At 65.5% G+C, this 20870-nt stretch carries 19 protein-coding genes; 17 read left to right on the forward strand and 2 right to left on the reverse strand.

Translation table 11 applies throughout. The annotated features are described in order from the left end of the window. Positions 1–4 precede the first annotated feature (4 nt). The 7 genes from LB572_RS01860 to LB572_RS01890 are packed head-to-tail and all read left to right on the forward strand — an operon-like array spanning position 5 to position 7938. Entirely contained in the window at positions 5–967 is a 963-nt protein-coding gene (locus LB572_RS01860) for a LysR substrate-binding domain-containing protein (RefSeq protein ID WP_224666476.1), read from the forward strand. 24 nt (positions 968–991) lie between these two features. Further along, positions 992–2254 (forward strand): CaiB/BaiF CoA-transferase family protein, encoded by a 1263-nt coding sequence (locus LB572_RS01865; protein ID WP_318013964.1) that lies wholly within the window; start codon positions 992–994, stop codon positions 2252–2254. Then, on the forward strand, positions 2251–3585 hold the full coding sequence (locus LB572_RS01870; protein WP_224666477.1) for an MmgE/PrpD family protein: 1335 nt from the start codon (positions 2251–2253) through the stop codon (positions 3583–3585). Before LB572_RS01865 ends, LB572_RS01870 begins: the two co-directional genes overlap by 4 nt. Then, a complete protein-coding gene (locus tag LB572_RS01875; protein WP_140803072.1) occupies positions 3585–4742 on the forward strand; it encodes an acyl-CoA dehydrogenase family protein in 1158 nt (385 codons plus the stop codon). Before LB572_RS01870 ends, LB572_RS01875 begins: the two co-directional genes overlap by 1 nt. A gap of 12 nt (positions 4743–4754) precedes the next feature. Continuing rightward, on the forward strand, positions 4755–5615 hold the full coding sequence (locus LB572_RS01880) for a MaoC family dehydratase N-terminal domain-containing protein (protein ID WP_140803071.1): 861 nt from the start codon (positions 4755–4757) through the stop codon (positions 5613–5615). Beyond that, entirely contained in the window at positions 5612–6448 is an 837-nt protein-coding gene (locus tag LB572_RS01885) for an HpcH/HpaI aldolase/citrate lyase family protein (protein WP_224666478.1), read from the forward strand. Before LB572_RS01880 ends, LB572_RS01885 begins: the two co-directional genes overlap by 4 nt. A 2-nt stretch (positions 6449–6450) precedes the next feature. Next, complete coding sequence (locus tag LB572_RS01890; protein WP_224666479.1) at positions 6451–7938, forward strand: NAD-dependent succinate-semialdehyde dehydrogenase; 1488 nt, start codon at positions 6451–6453, stop codon at positions 7936–7938. Between the two features lie 49 nt (positions 7939–7987). On the opposite strand, the gene LB572_RS01895 is transcribed toward LB572_RS01890, so the two are convergent. Beyond that, positions 7988–8425, reverse strand: coding sequence for an acyl-CoA thioesterase (locus LB572_RS01895; RefSeq protein ID WP_224666480.1), 438 nt, complete (start codon positions 8423–8425; stop codon positions 7988–7990). Positions 8426–8542: 117 nt separating this feature from the next. Beyond that, positions 8543–9403, reverse strand: coding sequence for a LysR family transcriptional regulator (locus LB572_RS01900; protein WP_224666481.1), 861 nt, complete (start codon positions 9401–9403; stop codon positions 8543–8545). A 96-nt stretch (positions 9404–9499) separates the two neighbouring features. Here LB572_RS01900 and LB572_RS01905 point away from each other — a divergent pair, with 96 nt between their 5' ends. The 10 genes from LB572_RS01905 (at position 9500) to LB572_RS01950 (ending at position 20799) form a co-directional block, all read left to right on the forward strand. Beyond that, positions 9500–10828 (forward strand): aspartate aminotransferase family protein, encoded by a 1329-nt coding sequence (locus LB572_RS01905; RefSeq protein WP_224666482.1) that lies wholly within the window; start codon positions 9500–9502, stop codon positions 10826–10828. A gap of 28 nt (positions 10829–10856) precedes the next feature. Then, on the forward strand, positions 10857–11306 hold the full coding sequence (locus LB572_RS01910; protein WP_140803108.1) for a cobalamin B12-binding domain-containing protein: 450 nt from the start codon (positions 10857–10859) through the stop codon (positions 11304–11306). A 59-nt stretch (positions 11307–11365) separates the two neighbouring features. Then, a complete protein-coding gene (meaB, locus tag LB572_RS01915) occupies positions 11366–12304 on the forward strand; it encodes a methylmalonyl Co-A mutase-associated GTPase MeaB (RefSeq protein WP_224666483.1) in 939 nt (312 codons plus the stop codon). Further along, positions 12301–13992, forward strand: coding sequence for a methylmalonyl-CoA mutase family protein (locus LB572_RS01920; RefSeq protein ID WP_224666484.1), 1692 nt, complete (start codon positions 12301–12303; stop codon positions 13990–13992). The genes meaB and LB572_RS01920 overlap by 4 nt, the downstream gene beginning before the upstream one ends. 13 nt (positions 13993–14005) lie before the next feature. Next, complete coding sequence (locus LB572_RS01925; protein WP_224666485.1) at positions 14006–14767, forward strand: enoyl-CoA hydratase/isomerase family protein; 762 nt, start codon at positions 14006–14008, stop codon at positions 14765–14767. 3 nt (positions 14768–14770) lie between these two features. Continuing rightward, the gene (locus LB572_RS01930; RefSeq protein ID WP_224666486.1) at positions 14771–16399 is read left to right on the forward strand and encodes an AMP-binding protein; all 1629 of its coding nucleotides are present in this window, start codon (positions 14771–14773) and stop codon (positions 16397–16399) included. Between the two features lie 25 nt (positions 16400–16424). Beyond that, entirely contained in the window at positions 16425–17447 is a 1023-nt protein-coding gene (locus tag LB572_RS01935; RefSeq protein WP_224666487.1) for an AraC family transcriptional regulator, read from the forward strand. A gap of 115 nt (positions 17448–17562) precedes the next feature. Then, entirely contained in the window at positions 17563–18330 is a 768-nt protein-coding gene (locus LB572_RS01940; RefSeq protein ID WP_140803061.1) for an SDR family NAD(P)-dependent oxidoreductase, read from the forward strand. A 23-nt stretch (positions 18331–18353) separates the two neighbouring features. Next, positions 18354–19547 carry an acetyl-CoA C-acyltransferase gene (locus LB572_RS01945; RefSeq protein WP_224666488.1) on the forward strand — a complete coding sequence of 398 codons (1194 nt, stop codon included), beginning with the start codon at positions 18354–18356 and terminating at the stop codon, positions 19545–19547. Between the two features lie 133 nt (positions 19548–19680). Beyond that, positions 19681–20799 carry a branched-chain amino acid ABC transporter substrate-binding protein gene (locus LB572_RS01950; RefSeq protein ID WP_140803059.1) on the forward strand — a complete coding sequence of 373 codons (1119 nt, stop codon included), beginning with the start codon at positions 19681–19683 and terminating at the stop codon, positions 20797–20799. The last annotated feature ends 71 nt before the right edge of the window (positions 20800–20870 follow it).

Below are 20870 nucleotides of genomic sequence, written 5' to 3' on the forward strand. Positions count from 1 at the left end.
CGTTTTGGATCTTCGTCAGCTTAAATATTTTTCCCAGGTCGTCGAAAGCGGTTCGTTCTCGAAAGCCGCCACGCAGCTCCATGTGGCGCAGCCGGCGCTGAGCCAGCATGTCAGGCATATGGAGGAGGAGCTTGGGCTTCCGCTCCTTCATCGCGGGCCGCACGGCGTCAGCGCGACGGAAGCCGGCGCGCGGCTCATGGTGCATGCCAAGCGCATTCTCGCCGAGTTCGCGGAAATCAGCGACAGCGTCAGGGGCGCCGCCATCGCGCCGCGCGGCGAAGTGCGCTTCGGCCTTCCGGGCACGGTGAGCGAGCTTCTCGCGGCGCCGCTGATCGAAGCGGCGCGCGAGCGCTTCCCCGAGGTGCGCATCCGCGTCGTCGAGGCGATGAGCGGCTACATTCTCGAGTGGTTGAAGCGCGGCGAAGTCGACCTCGCGATGATCTATGCGACGTCGAACCCGAGGGGTCTCGCGGTTCACCACGGCCTGTCCGAGGAAATCTGTCTCTTTGCCAACCCGTCCATGGCGGGCGCCGGCGACTTTCGGGGGTCTTCCGTCGAGTTGCGCGACGTCGCCGGGTTGCCCCTGGTCGTGCCGGGCCCCGGCCACGGTCTGCGGGAGCTGATCGAAGCCGTCGCGACGTCGGTCCAAGTCGCCATCAACCCGGCGATCGAAATCGACTCCTATACCCAGATCAAGCGACTGGTGACCCGTGGTATCGGTTTCGGCATCCTGCCGCGGATGGCGATCAATGCCGAGACCCAGGCCGGCCTGTTCCGGGCATGGAGTTTCCAAGACCCGCCCATCACCCGGAAAGTGTATCTGGCTTATTCGACGGAACGCCCGCTGCAGACGGCTCCCCGGGCAGTGGGTCAGCTGTCGTGGGATATACTGCGCCAGCTGGTGAAGGATCAGGCCTGGAGCGCCGAGCTTTCCGACGAAAACCAGCGCCCCGACCTGTTTGGCTAGGGCACGGCGGGCGGACGGTCGACTGTGTCGTTTCGCTATACCTCCCATTACAAAACGCTATTTGACGGAGGGGACCCTTCCGGTGCGATGGTATCGGAAAAGCAGGATAAGGAGCGAGCCATGCCAGGCGCGCTGGAGGGAACAACCGTCGTCTCGCTGGAGCAAGCCGTGGCTGCGCCCCTGGCGACGTCGCGGCTCGCCGACGCCGGTGCGCGCGTCATCAAGCTCGAGCGCCCCGAGGGCGATTTCGCGCGCGGCTACGACGACTACGTCCACGGCCTGTCCAGCTATTTCATCTGGAACAACCGCGGCAAGCAATCCTGTACCGTCGACCTGAAGCGACCGGATGATCTGGCGCTGGTCGAAGCGATGCTCGCCACGGCCGACGTGTTTATCCAGAACCTGGTGCCCGGCGCCACCGACCGGCTGGGCATCGGCAGCGCCGACTTGAGGCGGCGGTTCCCCAGGTTGATCGTGTGCGACATTGGTGGCTACGCGCCGGGAACGCCCGATCACGATCGGAAAGCCTATGACCTGCTCATCCAGGCGGAAGCGGGTCTGGCTGGCGTCACGGGATCGGCGACGTCGGGTCCGACCCGCGTCGGCATATCGATATCCGATATCGCCACCGGCCAGGCCGCCTATGCCGCCATCCTCGAAGCCCTGATCATGCGCGCCCGGACAGGCGAAGGGGCTCACCTGCAAGTCTCCTTGTTCGACACCCTCGCCGAATACATGAACGTGCCTTATCTGGCGCGCCATTACGGCGGCAAGGAGCCCAGCCGGCTCGGCCTCGCCCACCCGTCGATCGCGCCCTACGGACTGTTTCGCGTGAGCGATGGGGAAATCCTGATCGCCGTCCAGAACGAACGCGAATGGGCCGTCTTCTGCGAGAGCGTTCTGCGCCAGCCGTCGGTCGCGACGGATCCGAGATTCGAACGCAACGTCCTGCGCATCAAGAACCGCGAACCGCTCGACGCATGCGTGCAGGCGATCCTGGCGCCCTACACCATGTCAGCGCTGTGCGAGCTGCTGGACCAGGTGCGCCTTGGATATGGCCGCGTGTCGACCATGGCGGATCTGGCGGCGCATCGCAGCGCGACCAGGGTCGCGGTCGAGACCGCGATCGGTCCGGTCGAGCTTTTCGCGCCGCCGGTCACGGTCGATGGCAAGCGCCCCGAACTGGGCAGGGTGCCCTCGCTTGGCGAACACGATGTGGCTTTGCGGCGGGAGTTCGGTCCGCCGGAAACGGCTGGATCCCAACGCATAGGGAATAGAACGCTATGAGCCTGACCCGCGACCTGACCCGGTTGATCCGTGAAAAGCCGGTGACCGAACGCGATCTGGAATGGGCATCGCTGTTCGTCCTGGATACGCTTGGCTGCGCGCTTGGCGCGTTGCCGACCGAACCTGCCCGCATGCTCAAGGCGGTCGCGCCGCCGGCGCGGGCGGATACGGCACGCAAGGCGTTCTATCTCGGCGGTTTGTCCCATATTCTGGAGATGGACGACCTGCATCGGGATTCGGTGACCCATCCGGGAAGCGTCGTCATTCCCGCGGCCTGGGCCGTGGCCCACGATCACGACCTTGGCGGCGAAGCGTTCCTCCGCGCGGTTCTCGCGGGATACGAAGCCTGTTGCCGCGTCGGCATGTCCGTCGGCAAGAAGCATTACCGGGTCTGGCACAACACCTCGACCTGCGGGCCGTTCGGCGCGGCTTTTGCCGTGGCCGAGCTCATCGGCCTCGATGACGACAGGACCGTTTGGGCGCTCGGCAACGCCGGGACCCAGTCATCGGGACTTTGGGAGTTCCTGGCCGAAGGCGCCATGAGCAAGCATCTTCATACCGCCCGGGCAGCGGAGTCGGGCGTGCTTGCATCGTTCCTGGCCAGGGAAGGCTTCACGGGCGCGCAAAACATCCTGGAGGGCGAAAAGGGCTTCTATGCGGGCCTGTGCGCCGACCCGATTCCGGACGCGGTGACGGCCGCGCCCGAACGGCCCTGGCAATTGATCAACACCTCGATCAAGCCATGGCCCTGCTGCCGTCATACCCATCCGGCGATCGACGGCGCCATCGCCTTGCACAAGGAGATAGCCGGCGAAGCCATCGCCAAGGTGAAGGTCGGCGCTTACCGGGCCGCGCTGGACGTGTGCGACCGGCCTGCCCCCGAGGATCCCTACAGCGCCAAGTTCTCCCTGCAGCACACGGTGGCGATCGCACTGGCGGACGGCCGCGTCGACCAGGCGAGCTTCGATGCCGATGCCCGGCAGCGGATGGCGGGCGAACGCAAGAAAGTCGACGTCGGGCTGGCGCCGAGGATCGAGGCTGCCTACCCCGAGTCGTGGGGCGCTGAAATCGAGGTGGAGACGGCTTCCGGCCGGCGCCTTTCCGCCGCGCGACACGACGCCAAGGGAGATCCCGACAATCCGGTGACGGCGGCCGAGCTCTCCGAGAAAGCGCGCGCGCAGCTCGTTGCCGGCGGCAGTTCGCAAGCCCGGGCCGACGAACTGATCGGCGCCATCCTTGCACTGCCCGATAACCGTCCGGTGCGCTCGCTGGGTTTGTTTGAAATCGCTGGAGACGCGCGTCCCCAGGCACGTGCCGCGCGGAGCGCTTGATGTTCAAGGATGTCGACAACGAGGAGATCCGCGAGGCCGTGCGTCGGCTCTGCGAGCGGTTTCCGGGCGAATACTGGCGCAAGCTCGACGCCGACCGCGCCTACCCCCTGGATTTCGTCAACGCGCTGACCGAAGCCGGCTACCTCGCGACGCTGATCCCCGAGGAGTATGGCGGTGCCGGCCTGACGCTTTCGGCGGCGGCCGCCGTGCTCGAGGAGATCCAGCGCGCCGGGTGCAACGGCGCCGCCTGCCACGCGCAGATGTACGTCATGGGGACGCTGCTGCGGCATGGCAATGAGCAGCAAAAGCAGCGCTATCTTCCGAAGATCGCCTCTGGCGAGCTGAGGCTGCAGGCATTCGGTGTCACCGAGCCCACCAGCGGCACCGACACGACCTCGATCCGCACATTCGCCCGCAAGGACGGCAATCATTATGTCGTGAGCGGCCAGAAGATCTGGACAAGCCGGGCCGAATATTCCGACCTCATGCTGCTGCTTGCCCGCACGACCCCGAAGGACCAGGTCTCCAAGCGCACCGAAGGCTTGTCGGTGTTCATCCTCGACATGCGCGAGGCACTCAAGCAGGGTCTTTCGATCCGGCCCATACGCACCATGATGAACCACTCCACGACCGAGGTCTTCTTCGACGGCGTCAGGGTCCCTGCCGAAAACCTGGTCGGAGAGGAAGGCAAGGGTTTCCGCTATATCCTGTCCGGGATGAATGCCGAGCGGATCCTGATCGCCGCCGAATGCATCGGCGACGCCAAATGGCTGATCGGGAAGGCCTCGGCCTATGCCTGCGAGCGCAACGTCTTCGGCCGGCCGATCGGTGCCAATCAGGGCGTCCAGTTTCCGATCGCCAGGGCCTATGCCAACATGCGCGCGGCCGAGCTGATGGTCCGCGAGGCGACGCGTCTCTACGAGGCCGGCCTCGACTGCGGCGCCGAAGCCAACATGGCCAAGATGCTGGCCGCCGATGCCTCGAACGAGGCCGCCAATGCCTGCGTCCAGACCCATGGCGGTTTCGGCTTTGCCGAAGAATACGATGTCGAGCGCAAGTTCCGCGAAACCCGACTCTACCAGGTGGCGCCGATCTCGACGAACCTCATCCTGTCCTATCTCTCCGAGCATGTGCTCGGAATGCCACGTTCCTACTGACGGGCGAGTGAAGTGAACGCGACCGAGCAGAAGCCATTCGCCGAATGGATTGGCCGTCAAAGCGAGAGCTTCGATGTCGTTTCGGAGCGCCTCGTGCAAAGCTTCAGGGCGATATTCGAGCCCCATCTCGCGCCGGTGGCCGCCGGCTTCGCGCCGTTGGGCATCCATTGGTGCCTGTCGCCGGCGATCGCCGCGATGGACCAGTTAGGAGCCGATGGCCATCCGGCCATGAACCTGTCACTGCCGCCGGTGCCCCAGCCGCGCCGCATGTGGGCGGGTGGTGAATTGCAGGTGCACGACGCCTTGCGGATCGGCGATGAAGTCCGGCGGGTCTCCACGATCCGCGACATTGTCCGCAAGCAAGGCAGGTCGGGCGAGCTCTGGTTCGTCGCGGTGGATCATCGCTATCATACGTCACGCGGCATCGCGCTGAGCGAACGGCACGATATCGTCTATCGCGAGGCCGCGGTGCCGAAGCACGTCGCACCGGACCGCGAGAAGACCGCCCCGGCGCCAGGCCGTCCCGTCGGCAGGTCGTGGACCGTGGTCCCGTCGTCCACGCTTTTGTTTCGTTATTCGGCCATCACGTTCAACGGCCATCGGATCCACTATGACCTGCCTTACGCCACCCAGGCGGAAGGCTATGAGGGTCTGGTGGTCCACGGCCCGCTGCAAGCCACGCTGATGCTCAACCTCGCGGCGGCTCACGGCACGGGCATCCCGGCGACTTTCCGCTATCGAGGCGTTGCGCCGGCGATCGCCGGCCGCCGCCTGACCATCGCCGCTTCCCCTGACGCCCAGCGGTTCTGGGCCCAAGGCGACGGCGGTGTCGTCCATATGGAGGCCGATGTCGGTCGGGATCCGGCGCCATGAGCCCGCACGGCACCCAACGCCGCCCTTTGGTCGCGCCTTTGTTCGTACCGGCGGATCGGCCGGAACGGTTTGACAAGGCCGACCGGTCCGGCGCCGACGCGGTGATCGTCGATCTCGAAGATGCGGTCGCGCCTGCCGCCAAGGACGCCGCCCGCTCCAACCTCCGCCAGATGCTGGCGCTGCATAACCCCGCCTATGTTCGCGTGAACGCCGCGGACAGCAGCTGGTACGGCGAGGATATTGCCGCGCTCAAGGCATTGGGACTGCGACGCATATGCCTGCCGAAGGCGGAGTCGCCGGTCACGCTCGATGCGGTCGTGCAGGCATTGGGTGACGACGTCGAGATCATCGCCCTGATCGAAACGGCGCGTGGGCTGGAGGAAGCGGCTGCCTTGGCCGGTCATTCTCATGTCGCCACACTGGCCTTCGGGCCTGCCGACTTCGCCCTCGACCTGGGCGTGGCCGCCTCCGAGGCCCTCAGGGCGCATGCCATGATGCGGCTGGCCGTGGCCAGCAGGTCCGCCGGCAAGGCCCTGCCGCTGGATGGCCCGTCCTTCGAGGTGACGGATACCGCCAGGCTGTCCTTCGAATGCCGGCAGGCCCTGGACCACGGCGCCGGCGGGAAGCTTTGCATCCACCCCGCCCAGATATCGCATGTCACTGCCGCATTCCGGCCAAGCGAAGAACAATTGCGCTGGGCGCGGCGCGTCGTCGACACCGCTCGGGACGGCGCGGCCCGCCTCGTCGATGGCAGGATGATCGACGCGCCCATCACCGCCCAGGCCCGGGCGCTTCTCCTCAAGGGCCAATCGCAATCCAGTGAAGGTGCCTGACCATGGCCGTATCCGCGACACTGCTTGGCAAGATCAAGGACAAGGATCTGATCCGGGAACAGGGATTGATCGGCAATGAGTGGCTTGGCCGGTCCCAGTCCGGAAAGACGTTCGAGGTCACCAACCCCTCGACCAACGAAGTCTTGGCGACATTGCCCGATTTCACGCGCGCCGAGATCGCCAAGGCGATCGACGTGGCCTATGTCGCGCAAAAGGACTGGGCGGCCCGCACCGGCAAGGAGCGCGCCGCCGTCCTGCGGCGCTGGTATGACCTGACCATTGCCAATCTCGACGACCTGGCGACGATCCTGACCGCCGAGATGGGCAAGCCCTTCGCCGAGTCCAAAGGCGAAATCCTCTACGGCGCATCCTACATCGAGTGGTTCGGCGAAGAAGCCAAGCGGGTCTATGGCGACACGATTCCCGGCCATGCCCGCGACAAGAGGATCATCGTCATCAAGCAGCCCGTCGGCGTCGTCGGCGCGGTCACGCCCTGGAATTTTCCCTCGGCGATGGTGGCGCGCAAGATTGCTCCGGCACTGGCGGTGGGCTGCTCGATGGTCTTCAAGCCGGCGGCGCTGACACCTCTCTCCGCCCTGGCCTTGGCCGTGCTCGCGCAAAGGGCAGGCGTGCCGGCCGGGCTGCTGAGCATCGTCCCGATCACCAAGAGTTCGGACTTCGGCGATGAGATTTGCGAAAACGCCAAGGTTCGCAAGCTCACGTTCACGGGATCGACCGAGGTCGGCCGGACGCTTATGGCGCAAGCCTCCGCGCAAGTGATGAAGCTCAGCATGGAGCTCGGCGGCAACGCGCCTTTCATCGTGTTCGACGATGCCGATGTCGATGCTGCCGTCGAAGGCGCGATCGTTTCGAAATACCGCAATGCCGGACAGACCTGCGTCTGCGCCAACAGGCTTTATGTGCAGAGCGGCATCTACGATGCGTTCGCCGAGAAGCTGGCGAGCCGCGTCAATGGCTTCAAAGTCGGCGACGGCTTCGCGGAGGGCACCGAGATCGGCCCGCTCGTCGACGAGCGCGCCGTCGCCAAGGTCAGGCGCCACATCGAGGATGCCGTCTCGCAAGGCGCCAGCATCGTCGCGGGCGGCCCGGACCATCCGCTCGGCGGCAACTTCATCCGGCCGACGGTGTTGACCGGGGTAACCTCGCGGATGGCGGTCGCCCGGGAAGAGACGTTCGGCCCGTTGGCGCCCTTGTTCCGCTTCGACACGGTCAACGACGTCATCGAAATGGCAAACGACACCGAATTCGGGCTCGCCGCCTATTTCTACGCCAAGGACACCAGCCGCGTCTGGGCGGTTGCCGAAGCGCTGGAGTACGGCATGGTGGGCATCAACACTGGCCTGATCTCGACCGAAGTGGCGCCCTTCGGCGGCATCAAGCAATCGGGATTCGGTCGCGAAGGCTCCAAATACGGCCTGGATGACTTTCTCGAGCTGAAATATTTGTGTTTTGGCGGGCTTGCGAGCTGATCGATCTCGGCTGGGAGCCTTCCCTGGCCCTCAGCGCCATCGACGCAGCTCAAGCCTCGCCGCCATGGCTTGGCGCAGCGGCCATCCAGGATTTCAGGCGCTCGAGCATAGGCTCCGTCAGCGGGGTGGATTTCCGCTCCGCAAGATTGAAGAAGACCGTCTTGGCGGCCAGCTTGGCCGCGAGTTCGCCGCCATGGAGCCTGCGCATCTCGTAATCCGCCTGGATCGACGTGCGGCCGACAGTGCGGACCGTGCCGTAGATTTCCACGATGACCCCCGATGGCACCTCGCCGACGAAGTCGATCTCATGCCGGACGTCCGCCCACCCCCTGTCGGCCCATTCGGGCGTCGTCGGCGCCCAGCCGGTCGCCTGTCCGAGCAGGATGTTGATGGCGTCGTCGAAGAACGCGACGTAGAACCGCGTCGTCATGTGGCCCATCATGTCGCAATTCCAGGGCTGAACCACAGCTCTCGTCAGTAGGATCATTTTTGCTCCCGATAGCTCATCCGATGCGCCCCCACATCTAGCGGGGATTGGCTGCCTCTGGGAGGGCTAATCGATGGTTGGACCATTGCTCGCCCCATCTTGACGGCGGCGAGCCGATTACAGCGACGGCAGGATACCTCGGATGTGATTGGCGAACGCCTCGATGGCCGGCGATCGCGTGGTTTCCGCAAAGGCGATCAGAACGCCGAGCCGGGACAGTCTCGGAAGCGGTGCGTTGAGGATGAACAGATCCGGCGGGACGGCTTTCTGTGTCATCACGCTTATCGCAAGGCCGGAGCGCGCCACCGCTATCAGGCCGGTAAGGCTGTTGCTGGCATAGGCTATCTTGTAGCGCAGCCCGGCGCGGGCCATGGCGTCGCAGGCAGCCTTGTGGTCCATGGCGTTCGATGCCGGCAGGGCCAGCGGTACGGTCTCGCCGAACTCGTGCATCTCCAATGTCGGCTTGCTGCCGACCCAGACCATCGCTTCCGTGCGCACGACCTCCCTGGAGGCGCTCGCGTCAGGAATGGAGACCAGCACCAGATCGACCTGGCGCGCATGCAGAAGATTGTGCAGCTCGACGGTCGGTGCCGACACCACCTTGATCTCGATGTCCGGATAAAGGCTCCCGAAACTTCTCAAGAGCGTCGGAAAGAAGGCGCTCAGATAGTCTTCCGGGCTGCCGAAGATGATCGATCCCTGCAGGCCCTTGCCGGAGAAAGCCGAAACCGCTTCGTCGTGGATTTTGAGGATGCGCTCGGCATAGGCAAGGAAGCGCTCGCCGCTGCCGGTGAGGCGCACGCCGCTACCGCTTCGATGGAACAGGCTCTGGCCGCCGAGCGCGTCTTCGAGCCGCTGTATCTGCATCGTCACCGCCGATTGCGTGCGCCCGACCTGCACGGCGGTGGCGCTGAGCGTTCCGGAATGCGCCGCGCGGACGAAGGTCGACAGCAATCTGAGATCGAGGGGCGCGGGCATATCAATTCCATTGATAACGGAGTCCGATATCTATCAATTTTACTGCTGTAGCGCCAGCCGCTAATCTCCGGGCTTGCGTTTTAGCGAGGCTGCGAGATGTCGAGAAACCTGGACAATGCCTTCTGGTCGGCGGCGCGAAAGCACCTCATCCGATATGGCGGCGCCTTCGAGCCCGCCATCATCGAGCGGGCCGAAGGCTCGTTCGTCTACGACGCCGATGCCCGGCCCATACTCGACTTCACCTCCGGCCAGATGAGCGCGCTGCTCGGGCATGCGCATCCGAGGATCGTCGCGACGGTGCGCCGCCAGGTCGAAACGGTCGCGCATCTCTTCAGCGGCATGCTGTCCCGTCCGGTTGTCGAGCTGGCCGAGCGCCTCGCCGGGCTGGCGCCCGGCCTCGACAGGGCGCTCCTGCTTTCGACGGGCGCGGAGTCGAACGAGGCGGCCATCCGCATGGCGAAGTTGGTGACCGGCAAGCACGAGATCGTCGCCTTCTCCAAAAGCTGGCACGGCATGACCGGCGTTGCGGCCTCCGCCACCTACAGCGCCGGGCGCAAGGGCTACGGCCCGGCGGCGGTCGGCTCGATCGCGATCCCGGCGCCGAACAGCTTTCGCCCGCGCTTCAAGAAACCCGACGGCTCGCTCGACTGGGCGGCCGAGCTCGATGACGCGTTCGCCCTGGTCGACAGCCAGTCGACCGGCAGCCTCGCGGCCTTTATCGCCGAGCCGATCCTGTCGAGCGGCGGCATGCTGGAGCTGCCGCAGGGCTATCTCGCGGCGCTGAAGCAGAAATGCCGCGAACGCGGCATGCTGCTCATCCTCGACGAGGCGCAGACCGGAGTCGGCCGCACCGGCGATATGTTCGCCTTCCAGCGCGACGGCGTCACGCCGGACATCCTCACTCTGTCGAAGACCATCGGCGCAGGCCTTCCGCTGGCGGCTGTCATGACGACGGCCGAAATCGAGGAAACCGCGCATGAGCGCGGCTTCCTGTTCTACACCACCCACGTCTCCGATCCGTTGCCGGCCGCCGTCGGCGTGACCGTGCTCGACGTCGTGGAAGAGGAACGCCTTGTCGAGCGCGCGCGCCATCTCGGCAGAAGGCTTTTCGACGGCCTGTCCGGCCTCAAGCAGCGCTTCGAATGCATCGGCGATGTCCGCGGTCGCGGCCTGATGCTGGGCGTCGAGATCGTCAAGAACGGAGAGAGCCGCGAGCCCGATCACGAGCTCGGCGCGAAAATTGCCGCCGAGGCATTCAAGCGCGGACTGAGCATGAACATCGTCAAGCTCCCCGGCATGGGCGGCGTGTTCCGCATCGCCCCGCCGCTGACGATCTCCGAGGAGGAGCTCGACCTCGGATTGCGCACGATCTCCGACGCCATCGAGGCGGTGCTGTCCGCGAGCGGCCGCATGGCTGCCGAGTGACGGACAGAAACCGATGAGCGAAGCGAGCATGACCGAACAGGCTATGGGCGACGCGCCGGACCGGGACGCGGCGACTGGCACCATCCGCGTGCTTGTCGCCAAGCTGGGGCTGGACGGGCACGACCGGGGCGCCAAGGTGGTTGCGCGGATCCTGCGCGATGCCGGCATGGAGGTCGTCTACACCGGCCTCTACAAGTCGCCGGACGAAGTGGTGGCGGCGGCGGTGCAGGAGGACGTCGACGTCATCGGCGTCAGCCTTCTTTCCGGCTCGCATGTTCCGCTGTTCCGGGAATTGGGGCGCTGCCTGCGCGAGCAGAAGGCGGACCACATCTTCGTTGTCGCCGGCGGCGTTATCCCCGAACAGGACTATGCAGCCCTGTGGGACAGCGGCGTCGACGCGATCGTGCCGCAGGAGGCGAGGGCCGAACTGATCGTGACGACGATCAGGAACCTGGTTGCCGCTCGTGGTCGCATATGACCGTCTCCATGCCTTCGCGACCGGTAAAGCGCGCGGCATACAGGCCATCGACGGAGCTTGTGCCCGAGATCCTCTCGGGCAACGTTGCGGCCATCGCCCGCATGATCACGCGCGCCGAGGCCGGCTATCCGGAGGCAGCGCCGGCGCTGGCGGAAATCTACAGGCACACCGGCAAGGCGCATGTCGTCGGCATCACCGGCGTTCCGGGAGCCGGCAAGTCCACGCTCGTGTCTTCCCTCATCCGGGCTTTCGCGTCGGAGGGGCACAAGGTCGGCGTCGTCGCCGTCGATCCGAGCAGCCCGTTCTCCGGCGGCGCGATCCTCGGTGACAGGGTGCGCATGAGCGAGGCGGCTTCGTCCTCCCAGGCCTTCGTCCGCAGCATGGCGACGCGCGGCCATCTGGGCGGCCTCGCGCGATCGACGCTGCAGGCGGTCGACGTCCTCGACGCCGCCGGCTACTCGCCCATCATCATCGAGACCGTCGGCGTCGGCCAGGACGAGGTGGAGGTGGTGACGGCGGCGCACAGCATCGTCGTTCTCTCGGCACCCGGTCTCGGTGACGACATACAGGCGATCAAGGCCGGCATATTGGAGATCGCCGATATCCACGCGGTCAGCAAATCCGACAAGCCGGAGGCGGCGGCGACCGTTTCGGCCCTGTGCGGCATGATGACCCTAGGCTCGGAAAGGGCGGGATCGAAATGGACGCCGCCCGTGCTTGCGGTCAGCGCAGTCTCGGGCGAGCGGCTCGGCGAGCTGAAGGACGCCATTTCCAGGCACTGGTCGCATCTGCGCGAAAGCGGCGAGCTGGTCGAGCGGCAGCGGGGCATTTGCCGGACGCGGATCCTTGGCGCGGCCAAATATCTTTTCCAGCGCAAATTCGATGAGCGGGCCGGCGAGATCGGAGAGCACATCCGGGCCGTCGTCAACAGGGACATGGACCCCGCCGGCGCGGCTCGCCTTCTGCTCGGCTGGACGAACGAGGGGCAAGCGACATGAACCTGTTCTCGCAAACCGCGATCGAGGACATCCGCGAGAAACAGACCGCGTGGGAGGAGAAGGAACTCGCCGCCGCGCTTGGCAGCAGGCCGGAGGAAAAGCCGGTCTACGAGACCGAATGCGGCATTCCGCTGAAGCGTGTCTACACGGCCGCCGACATCGCCGACATTCCGGCCGACGAGCTCGGTTTCCCCGGCGCCTATCCCTTCACCCGCGGCGCCTATCCGACGATGTATCGCGGCCGGCCCTGGACCATCCGGCAGGTCGCCGGCTTCGGGAATCCCGAGGCCACGAACCAGCGCTACAAATACATGATCCAGACCGGCCAGACCGGGCTCTCCACCGATTTCGACCTGCCGACCCTGCTTGGTCTGGACTCGGACGATCCACGGGCCTTCGGTGAAGTCGGGCGCGTCGGCGTCGCCATCGACACGGTCGACGATGTCGACCGGCTCTTCGACGGGATCGACCTGGAAAAGATCTCGGTCTCGCTCACCATCAATCCGTCGGCCTGGGTGGTCTACGCCATGTATGTCGCCGTCGCGGAACGGCGCGGCTACGACCTCCACAAGCTGGCGGGCACGTTGCAGGCCGATCCGCTGAAAGAATACGTTGCGCAGAAGGAGTGGATCTATCCGGTGCGCCCGGCGGTGAGGCTGTTGCGCGACCTCATCATGTACAGCGCCAAGGCGACGCCGAAGATCAATCCGATCAGCCTCAGCGGCTATCACCTTTCGGATGTCGGCGGCAACGCGCTGCAGGAGATCGCCTTCATCATGGCCTTCACCATCGCCTATTGCGAGGAGGTTACCGGCGCCGGCATGGACATCGACGACTTCGCGCCCCGTCTGTCCTTCTTCTTCATCAGCCATCAGGATTTCTTCGAGCAGATCTGCAAGTTCAGGGCAGCAAGGCGCGTCTACGCCAAGATCATGGCGCAACGCTTCAAGGCCAGGAAGTCGGAGTCCATGCGGTTGCGGGTGCATGTGCAGACCGCGGCGATGAGCCTGACCAAGGTCGAGCACCACAACAACCTCATGCGCACGGCCATCCAGGCACTCGGCGCCGTGCTGGGCGGCTGCCAGAGCATGCACACCAACGGCCTCGACGAAGCCTTCGCCATCCCGACCGAAGAGGCCATGAAGCTGGCCATCCGCACCCAGCAGATCATCCGCGACGAGATCAACGTGACCTCCGTCATCGATCCGCTCGGCGGCTCCTATTTCATCGAGCGGCTCACCCGCGACATGGAGACCGAGATCTGGAAGCTTCTCGACGAAGTGGACGAGCGCGGTGGCGCCGTGAAGCTGGTCGAGGAAGGCTGGTTCCAGCAGAAGCTCGCGGACTCTGCCTACGAGACGTTCCAGAAGATCGATAGCGGCGAGAAGATCTCGGTCGGCGTCAACCGCTATGTCGACGAGGCCAGCCGATCGGCCGAGGTGCACATCCATCCTTATGACGAAGCGTGCACGCAGCTGCAGATCGACCGCCTCCAGGCGGTGCGGGCGGGGCGTGACAACGCCCGTGTCAGGGAATTGCTGAAGGAACTCGCCGAGCAGGCGAAGTCTGACGACATCAATCTTTTGCCGAAGACCATCGAGGCCGTGAAGGCGAAGGCGACGCTTGGCGAGATCTGCGCTGCGCTGCGCGAGGTCTGGGGCGCTTACGCCGAACCGATGATCGTTTGAGGAGAATGCCAAGATGGGGGACGAGAAGATGGGCGCAGTCATTTCCAGGCACGACGGCGCAATCGCCTGGGTCAAGCTCAACCGTCCCGAACGGTTGAACGCCATGAACAGGCAGCTCGTCGACGGGCTGTCCGAGGCGCTGGCGCAGGCCGAAGCGGACCCGTCGATCCGCGCCGTCATCCTGCATGGCGAGGGACGCGCCTTCTGCTCCGGCGACGACCTCAAGGACCTCGACTCCCAGACCACCTCGGAGGCCACGACACAGGCCTGGGTGGACGCCATCCAGAACATCACCCTGCAGATCATGCAGTCGCGCAAGATCGTCATCGCCGCGGTGCATGGCTGGTGCGTGGGCGGCGCGCTCGAATGGGCGGTGAATTGCGATTTCACGCTCTTCGCCGACAACGCGCGCTGGTTCTTTCCCGAAGTCACCTACGGGCTGTTCGTCACCGGCGGCATCACCGCGCTGTTGACCAAGCAGACAGGGCCGCAGGTCGCCAAGGAATTGATGATCCTGGGCGAGAAGCATGATGCCAGGAAAGCGCTCGAGGTCGGCATCGCCTGGAAGCTCTTTCCCGAGAGGCAATTGCTCGACGAGGCGAGAAAACTCGCTTTGGCGATAGCGGAGCGTCCGGAAAGCGCCGTGGCGGACATCAAGCAGGCCATCAACAACGGCTTCCACTCTTCCCTTGCCGACGCGATGGCGCTCGAGACCAGGGCCACGGTGAGCGGTTTCCTGTCTCTGGACGCCCAGGCGCGGGCAAAGAATTTTTGATCCATGACCATGCTTGAACTCGCCCCTTCCTTCTACATCCCGGGCCAGGACGACGACGATCTGGAGAACCGGGTGCTGCCGAAAATCCTGCAGCAGCAGGCCGAGCGCCTGGGCAACAGCCCGTTCATCGACATCTGCGGACGTTCCGCCAGTTTCGAGGAGATGCGGATCGCTTCGGCCCGGTTGGCGCGCGGCGTGCGCGGCCTCGGTATCGGCAAGTCCGACCGGGTAGCGATGCTCTTGCCCAATTGTTTCGAGCTGGTCGCGACGTGGTTCGCTGTGTCGAGCCTTGGCGCCATCGAGGTGCCTAGCAATCCGGGCCTGAAGGGCGACCTGCTCTGCCACAACCTCAACAACTGCGGCGCCGGGGTTCTGGTCGCGGACGCCAGCGCGCTTGACGATCTCGCCAGGGTCCAGGACCGTCTGCCGGACTTGCGCACGCTCATCCTCGTCGGCGTCGATCCGAGCGAGGCCCGGGCGGCCGGCATCAGGATCGGCCGCATCGTCTCCTTCGAGGAATGCATGGCCGGACAGCCGGATTTCGATCTCGCCGACACCCATTATTTCGACCCGATGGCGATCCTCTACACCTCGGGCACCACCGGCCCGGCGAAGGGCGCATTGATGTCCCACCATCATTGCTATTCCTGGGCGGCGGGGATGGCGCTCAATCTCGGCTACACGACCGCCGACAGCTATTTCTCGGCACTGCCGCTGTTCCACACCGACGCGCAGATGTTCGGCGTCTATCTGCCGCTGATCTACGGCACCCGCACGACGCTGGTCGACGGCTTCAGCGCCTCGCGCTTCTGGGACCAGGTCCGGGCCAGCGGCGCCACGGCGACGAACCTGCTCGGCGCCATGGCGGTCATCCTGTCGCGCCAGCCGCCCTCGGATGGCGACGGCGCCAATCCAGTGCGCATATGCCAGTGTATCCCCATGGTGCCGGACAAGGAGGCGTTCGAGCGGCGCTTCGGTATGCGGCTCGTCACCGGCTACGGGCAGACCGAGACGGGTTTCGTGACCCTCGACACCGTAGGAGATACGAGAACGGGTTCCTGCGGCCGTCCGCATCCCGATTGGGAAGTCGCGATCGTCGACGACAAGGACCGGCCGCTGCCGCACGGATCCGTCGGCGAGATCGTGTCGCGCCCGCGCAAGAACTGGAGCATGTTTTCCGGCTATTACCGGGCGGACGCCAAGACGGTGCAGACGCTCAGGAACCTCTGGTACCATTCCGGCGACGCCGGCTGCCTGGACGAGGATGGCTGGCTCTATTTCAAGCACCGGCTGAACGAGGCGATCCGGCGGCGCGGCGAGAACATCTCGGCCTACGAGGTCGAGACCGTCGCCGAGAAGCACCCCGACATTGTCGAGAGCGCCGCGTTCGGGATTCCGTCGGAGTTCACCGAGGAAGACATCATGGTCGTGGCCCAGCGGCGGCCTGGCTCGACGCTGGAGGCGGCCGAATTGCTGGCGCATTTCCGAGCATCGGCGCCGCGCCACATGGTGCCGCGCTACATCGAGATCACCGACACGCCGCTTCCCCGGACACCGACGGAGAAGGTCGCCAGGACCGCCCTGCGGCAACAGGGTGTCGGCGCCGCCACCTTCGATCGCGGCGAGCGCTAGCAGAAGGAGGACGGAGCCCCACGCGATGCAGCGCCGGATGATCGCCCCCTGTTTCATGGACGACACGCTCGAATGCCTTCGCCGCCACGACGTCGAGGTCGAGCCTCTGTTGGCGAGCGTCGGGCTGCCGCCGGTAATTTCCGGGCCGATCTCGACCGAGCAATATGGCGCGCTCTGGCATGCCGTCGCGCAGGAGATGGACGACGAGTTCTTCGGCGAAGGCGCCAGGCCGATGCGGGCCGGCAGTTTCGCGCTGCTCTGCCAGGCGCTGCTCACCACCGAGACGCTGGAGCATGCCTTGCGCAGGGGCCTGCGCTTCCTGCGCGCCGTGCTCGACGATCCGCATGGCGAGCTGATCGTCGGGGATGGGCTCGCCGAAATCAGGTTGAGCGATTCCGGGCCGCTGCGCTCGGCCTTCGCCTACCGCACCTTCTGGATCATCGTCCATGGCGTGAATTGCTGGCTGGTGGGCCGGCGCCTTCCCATCCGCTGGGTGGATTTCAAATGCAGCATCCCGCCGACGGGAAGCGACTACCGTCTGTTCTTCGGTGCGCCGGTGCGGTTCGACCAGCCCCAGAGCCGCCTTGTCTTCGACGCCGAATTCCTGAAGCTGCCGGTCATCCGCGACGCCTGCGGCTTGCGCGAATTCCTGCGCAAGGCACCGGCCAACATCCTCGTGCGCTACCGCCATGACGAGGGGCTCTCGGCGGCCATACGCGGACGCCTGCACGCCACCGCGCCGGCGGCGTGGCCGAGCTTCGAGCGGCTTGCCGCCGGCATGCGCATGCAGGCGCCGACCTTGCGCCGCAGGCTCCAGTCGGAGGGCCAGAGCTACCGGTCGATCAAGGACGAGATGCGCAGGGCGCTGGCGATGGAGGCCCTGCTCAACGGCAGACGCAGCGTCGCCGACCTTGCCGCCGACATCGGCTTTTCCGAGCCGAGCGCGTTCCATCGCGCATTCCACAAATGGACCGGCAAGAGCCCGGCCCTGTTCCGCCGCGAAGCCTCGTCCGATATCGATCTGCGCGACAACGCGTCGGCGAACTGACGCGCAGGCAAAGCAGTCCCGAAACATTGCAAAATCGATCACCAAATCTCGGTCCTACGGTCATCGTATGCCACTTCGCTTGCAGCCAATATGCCCTGAAGACGGGGCATGTTGGATGCAGATTGAAGGCAAGACATTTCTGGTGACAGGGGCCGGCTCCGGTTTGGGAGCGGCCGTCACCCGCATGCTCGCCGGCGAGGGCGCCAGCGTGCTGGCGATCGATATCAACGCCGATGCGGGCCAGGCGGTGGCAGCCGGATTGGGCGGCAGGGTGCGTTTCCAGCAGGGCGACGTCACCAGCGAGGCCGATGGCGTCGCCGCCATCCGGCTTGCGATGGATGTGTTCGGACGCATCCATGGGCTGGTGAACTGCGCCGGCGTGGCGCCGGGCGAAAGGATCGTGGGACGCAACGCTCCGCATTCCCTTGATCTTTTTGCCCGCGCCGTCGCCATCAATCTCGTCGGCACTTTCAACATGCTGCGGCTCGCCGCGGCGGCGATGGCGGAGGGCGAGCCCGACGCCGGCGGCGAGCGCGGCGTGATCGTCAACACGGCCTCTATCGCGGCCTTCGACGGGCAGATCGGACAGGCGGCTTATGCGGCGTCCAAAGGTGGCGTGGCCGCGCTGACACTGCCGGCCGCGCGGGAGCTGGCACGGCACGGCATTCGTGTCGTCACCATCGCGCCCGGGATTTTCGAGACGCCGATAATGGCCGCCATGACGCAGGAGGTGCGCGATGCCCTGGGCGCCAGCGTGCCTTTCCCGCCGCGCCTCGGTCGTCCGGACGAATATGCCGGCCTGCTGAAGCACATCTGCGAGAACACCATGCTCAACGGCGAGGTCATCCGCCTCGACGGCGCGTTGCGCATGGCGCCGCGCTAGCCCGGCAACAACGGAGGAGTTTTTTGCGCCAGCATGCAGACCTTGTCGTAATCACCGGAGCAGCCAGGACGCCGCTTGGCGGGTTTCAGGGCGTTTTCAAGAACGTTGCGGCTGCCGAACTTGGGGCCACCGCGCTCCGCGCGGCCTTGGAACGGTCGCGGGTCGGGATCGGATCCGTCGATGAGGCGCTCGTCGGCTGCGTTTTGGCCGCGGGCCAGGGGCAGGCGCCGGCGCGTCAGGCGGCGCTCGCCTCAGGCCTGCCTCTGGGCGTCCCGGCCACCACCGTCAACAAGATGTGCGGTTCCGGCATGATGGCGGCCATGCTTGCCCATGATCGCATTGCCGCCGGCAGCGCGACGGTTGCCGTGGCGGGTGGCATGGAGAGCATGACCAACGCACCCTACCTGCTGGAGCGAGCGCGCTCCGGATACCGCATGGGGCACCACAAGGTCGTCGACCATATGTTCGTCGACGGCCTGGAGGATGCCTATGACAAGGGCCGTCTGATGGGAACCTTTGCCGAGGACTGCGCCGAGGCCTTTCAATTTACCAGGGATGCCCAGGACGCATTTGCCATCGACTCCCTGCGGAAGGCGCAGAAGGCGATCGCCAATGGCGATTTTGCCGACGAGATCGCTCCTGTCGCCGTCAGGGATGGTGGGGTCGCTCAGGCCGTCCATGAGGACGAACAGCCCGCAAAGGCGCGGCTGGATAAGATCCCGTTGCTCAAGCCGGCCTTCCGGGACGGCGGCACGGTCACGGCGGCCAATTCCTCCTCGATCTCGGACGGTGCGGCGGCGCTTGTCCTGATGCGCGGTTCGGATGCGCAGAAGAGGGGTATCGTGCCACTCGCCGCAATCCGAGGCCATGCCACGCATGCGCAAGCTCCGGCTCATTTCACCACAGCGCCGATCGGCGCCATCCAAAAACTCTGCGAAAAGATCGCCTGGGATATCCGCGACGTCGATCTCTTCGAGATCAACGAGGCTTTCGCCGTGGTGCCGATGGCGGCGATGCGAGAGCTCGATCTGCCGGCCGACAAGGTGAACATCCACGGCGGCGCCTGCGCGCTCGGCCATCCGATCGGCGCGTCGGGCGCGCGCATCATCGTCACGTTGGTTTCGGCGCTTCGCAAGCACCGACTCAAGCGCGGGATCGCGGCGGTCTGCATCGGCGGCGGCGAAGCCACGGCATTGGCGGTGGAACTCATGTCCTGAACCGGTCGCAACGGCCTGACCGCCGCCCGACGGCACAAGCGGTCCGCGCCAACTCAAGTCAGCTCGATGCGTCGGACGTGGGCATCGCATCGAAGCCTCAACCAATGCCCACCACGCAAAATGGGAGCCTCATATGAAGAAATATCTCTTGTCCGCGGTCGCCGCGGCCGCGCTTGTCGCCTTCGCGGGCAACGCCTGGGCGGACATCGTCATCGGCGTAGCCGGACCGATAACCGGCCCGAACGCGGCGTTCGGCGCCCAGTTCCAGAAAGGTGCCGAGCAGGCCGCCGCCGATATCAACGCGGCCGGTGGCGTGCTCGGCCAGAAGATCAAGATCGAGATCGGCGACGATGTCTCCGATCCGAAGCAGGGCATTTCGGTCGCCAACAAATTCGTCGCGGACGGCGTGAAATATGTGGTCGGCCACTTCAACTCGGGCGTGTCGATCCCGGCCTCGGAAGTCTATGCCGAGAACGGCGTGCTCGAGATTTCGCCGGCATCGACCAACCCGCAATACACCGAGCGCGGCCTGTGGAACACGTTCCGTACGTGTGGTCGCGACGATCAGCAGGGCAAGGTTGCGGGAGACTATATCGCCGCGAACTTCAAGGACGCCAAGATCGCCATCGTCCACGACAAGACGCCCTACGGCCAGGGCCTCGTCGATGTCGCCAAGAAGGATCTGAACGCCGACGGCATCACCGAGGTGATGTATGAAGGCATCAATGTCGGCGACAAGGACTTCTCCGCCCTCATCGCCAAGATGAAGGCAGCGGGCGTCACGCTGATCTATTTTGGCGGCCTCCACACCGAGGCGGGCCTGATCATGCGCCAGTCGGCGGACCAGGGCCTGAAGGCGACGCTGTTCTCGGGCGATGGAATGGTCTCGAACGAGCTCGCCTCGATCGCCGGCGATTCCGTTATCGGCACCTTGAACACCTTCTCGCCGGACCCGCGCAAAAACCCCGCCGCCAAGGACATCGTCGAAAAGTTCCGCGCCGCCGGCTTCGAGCCGGAAGCCTACACGCTCTACTCCTACGCGGCGGTCCAGATCGTCGCCGCGGCGATCGACAAGACCGGCTCGGCCGACGACGCGCAGAAGGTCGGCGCGACCATCAAGGCAGGCGGCCCGTGGAAGACGGCGATCGGCGACATCGGCTATGACGAGAAGGGCGACATCACGCGTCCCGACTATGTCATCTACGAATGGAAGAAGGGCGCGGACGGCAGGCCGACTTACGCGGAGAAGTAATCTACCGCCCAGGCGAGGTGAGTCTCCGAGGATGCCCGGATAAGACCGGGCGTCCTCGCCGGGATCGCGGA

Source organism: Mesorhizobium sp. BH1-1-5 (genome assembly GCF_020165615.1).
Taxonomy (GTDB): domain Bacteria; phylum Pseudomonadota; class Alphaproteobacteria; order Rhizobiales; family Rhizobiaceae; genus Mesorhizobium.

Bases quoted from the DNA above. Each gene is read 5' to 3' on its own strand.
- LB572_RS01930 (WP_224666486.1), top strand. From the start codon at position 14,771: ATGACCATGCTTGAACTCGCCCCTTCCTTCTACATCCCGGGCCAGGAC.
- LB572_RS01920 (WP_224666484.1), top strand. From the start codon at position 12,301: ATGAACCTGTTCTCGCAAACCGCGATCGAGGACATCCGCGAGAAACAG.
- LB572_RS01885 (WP_224666478.1), top strand. From the start codon at position 5,612: ATGAGCCCGCACGGCACCCAACGCCGCCCTTTGGTCGCGCCTTTGTTC.
- LB572_RS01950 (WP_140803059.1), top strand. From the start codon at position 19,681: ATGAAGAAATATCTCTTGTCCGCGGTCGCCGCGGCCGCGCTTGTCGCC.
- LB572_RS01940 (WP_140803061.1), top strand. From the start codon at position 17,563: ATGCAGATTGAAGGCAAGACATTTCTGGTGACAGGGGCCGGCTCCGGT.
- LB572_RS01895 (WP_224666480.1), bottom strand. From the start codon at position 8,425: ATGATCCTACTGACGAGAGCTGTGGTTCAGCCCTGGAATTGCGACATG.
- LB572_RS01875 (WP_140803072.1), top strand. From the start codon at position 3,585: ATGTTCAAGGATGTCGACAACGAGGAGATCCGCGAGGCCGTGCGTCGG.
- LB572_RS01935 (WP_224666487.1), top strand. From the start codon at position 16,425: ATGCAGCGCCGGATGATCGCCCCCTGTTTCATGGACGACACGCTCGAA.
- LB572_RS01870 (WP_224666477.1), top strand. From the start codon at position 2,251: ATGAGCCTGACCCGCGACCTGACCCGGTTGATCCGTGAAAAGCCGGTG.
- LB572_RS01910 (WP_140803108.1), top strand. From the start codon at position 10,857: ATGACCGAACAGGCTATGGGCGACGCGCCGGACCGGGACGCGGCGACT.
- LB572_RS01905 (WP_224666482.1), top strand. From the start codon at position 9,500: ATGTCGAGAAACCTGGACAATGCCTTCTGGTCGGCGGCGCGAAAGCAC.
- LB572_RS01900 (WP_224666481.1), bottom strand. From the start codon at position 9,403: ATGCCCGCGCCCCTCGATCTCAGATTGCTGTCGACCTTCGTCCGCGCG.
- LB572_RS01925 (WP_224666485.1), top strand. From the start codon at position 14,006: ATGGGGGACGAGAAGATGGGCGCAGTCATTTCCAGGCACGACGGCGCA.
- LB572_RS01890 (WP_224666479.1), top strand. From the start codon at position 6,451: ATGGCCGTATCCGCGACACTGCTTGGCAAGATCAAGGACAAGGATCTG.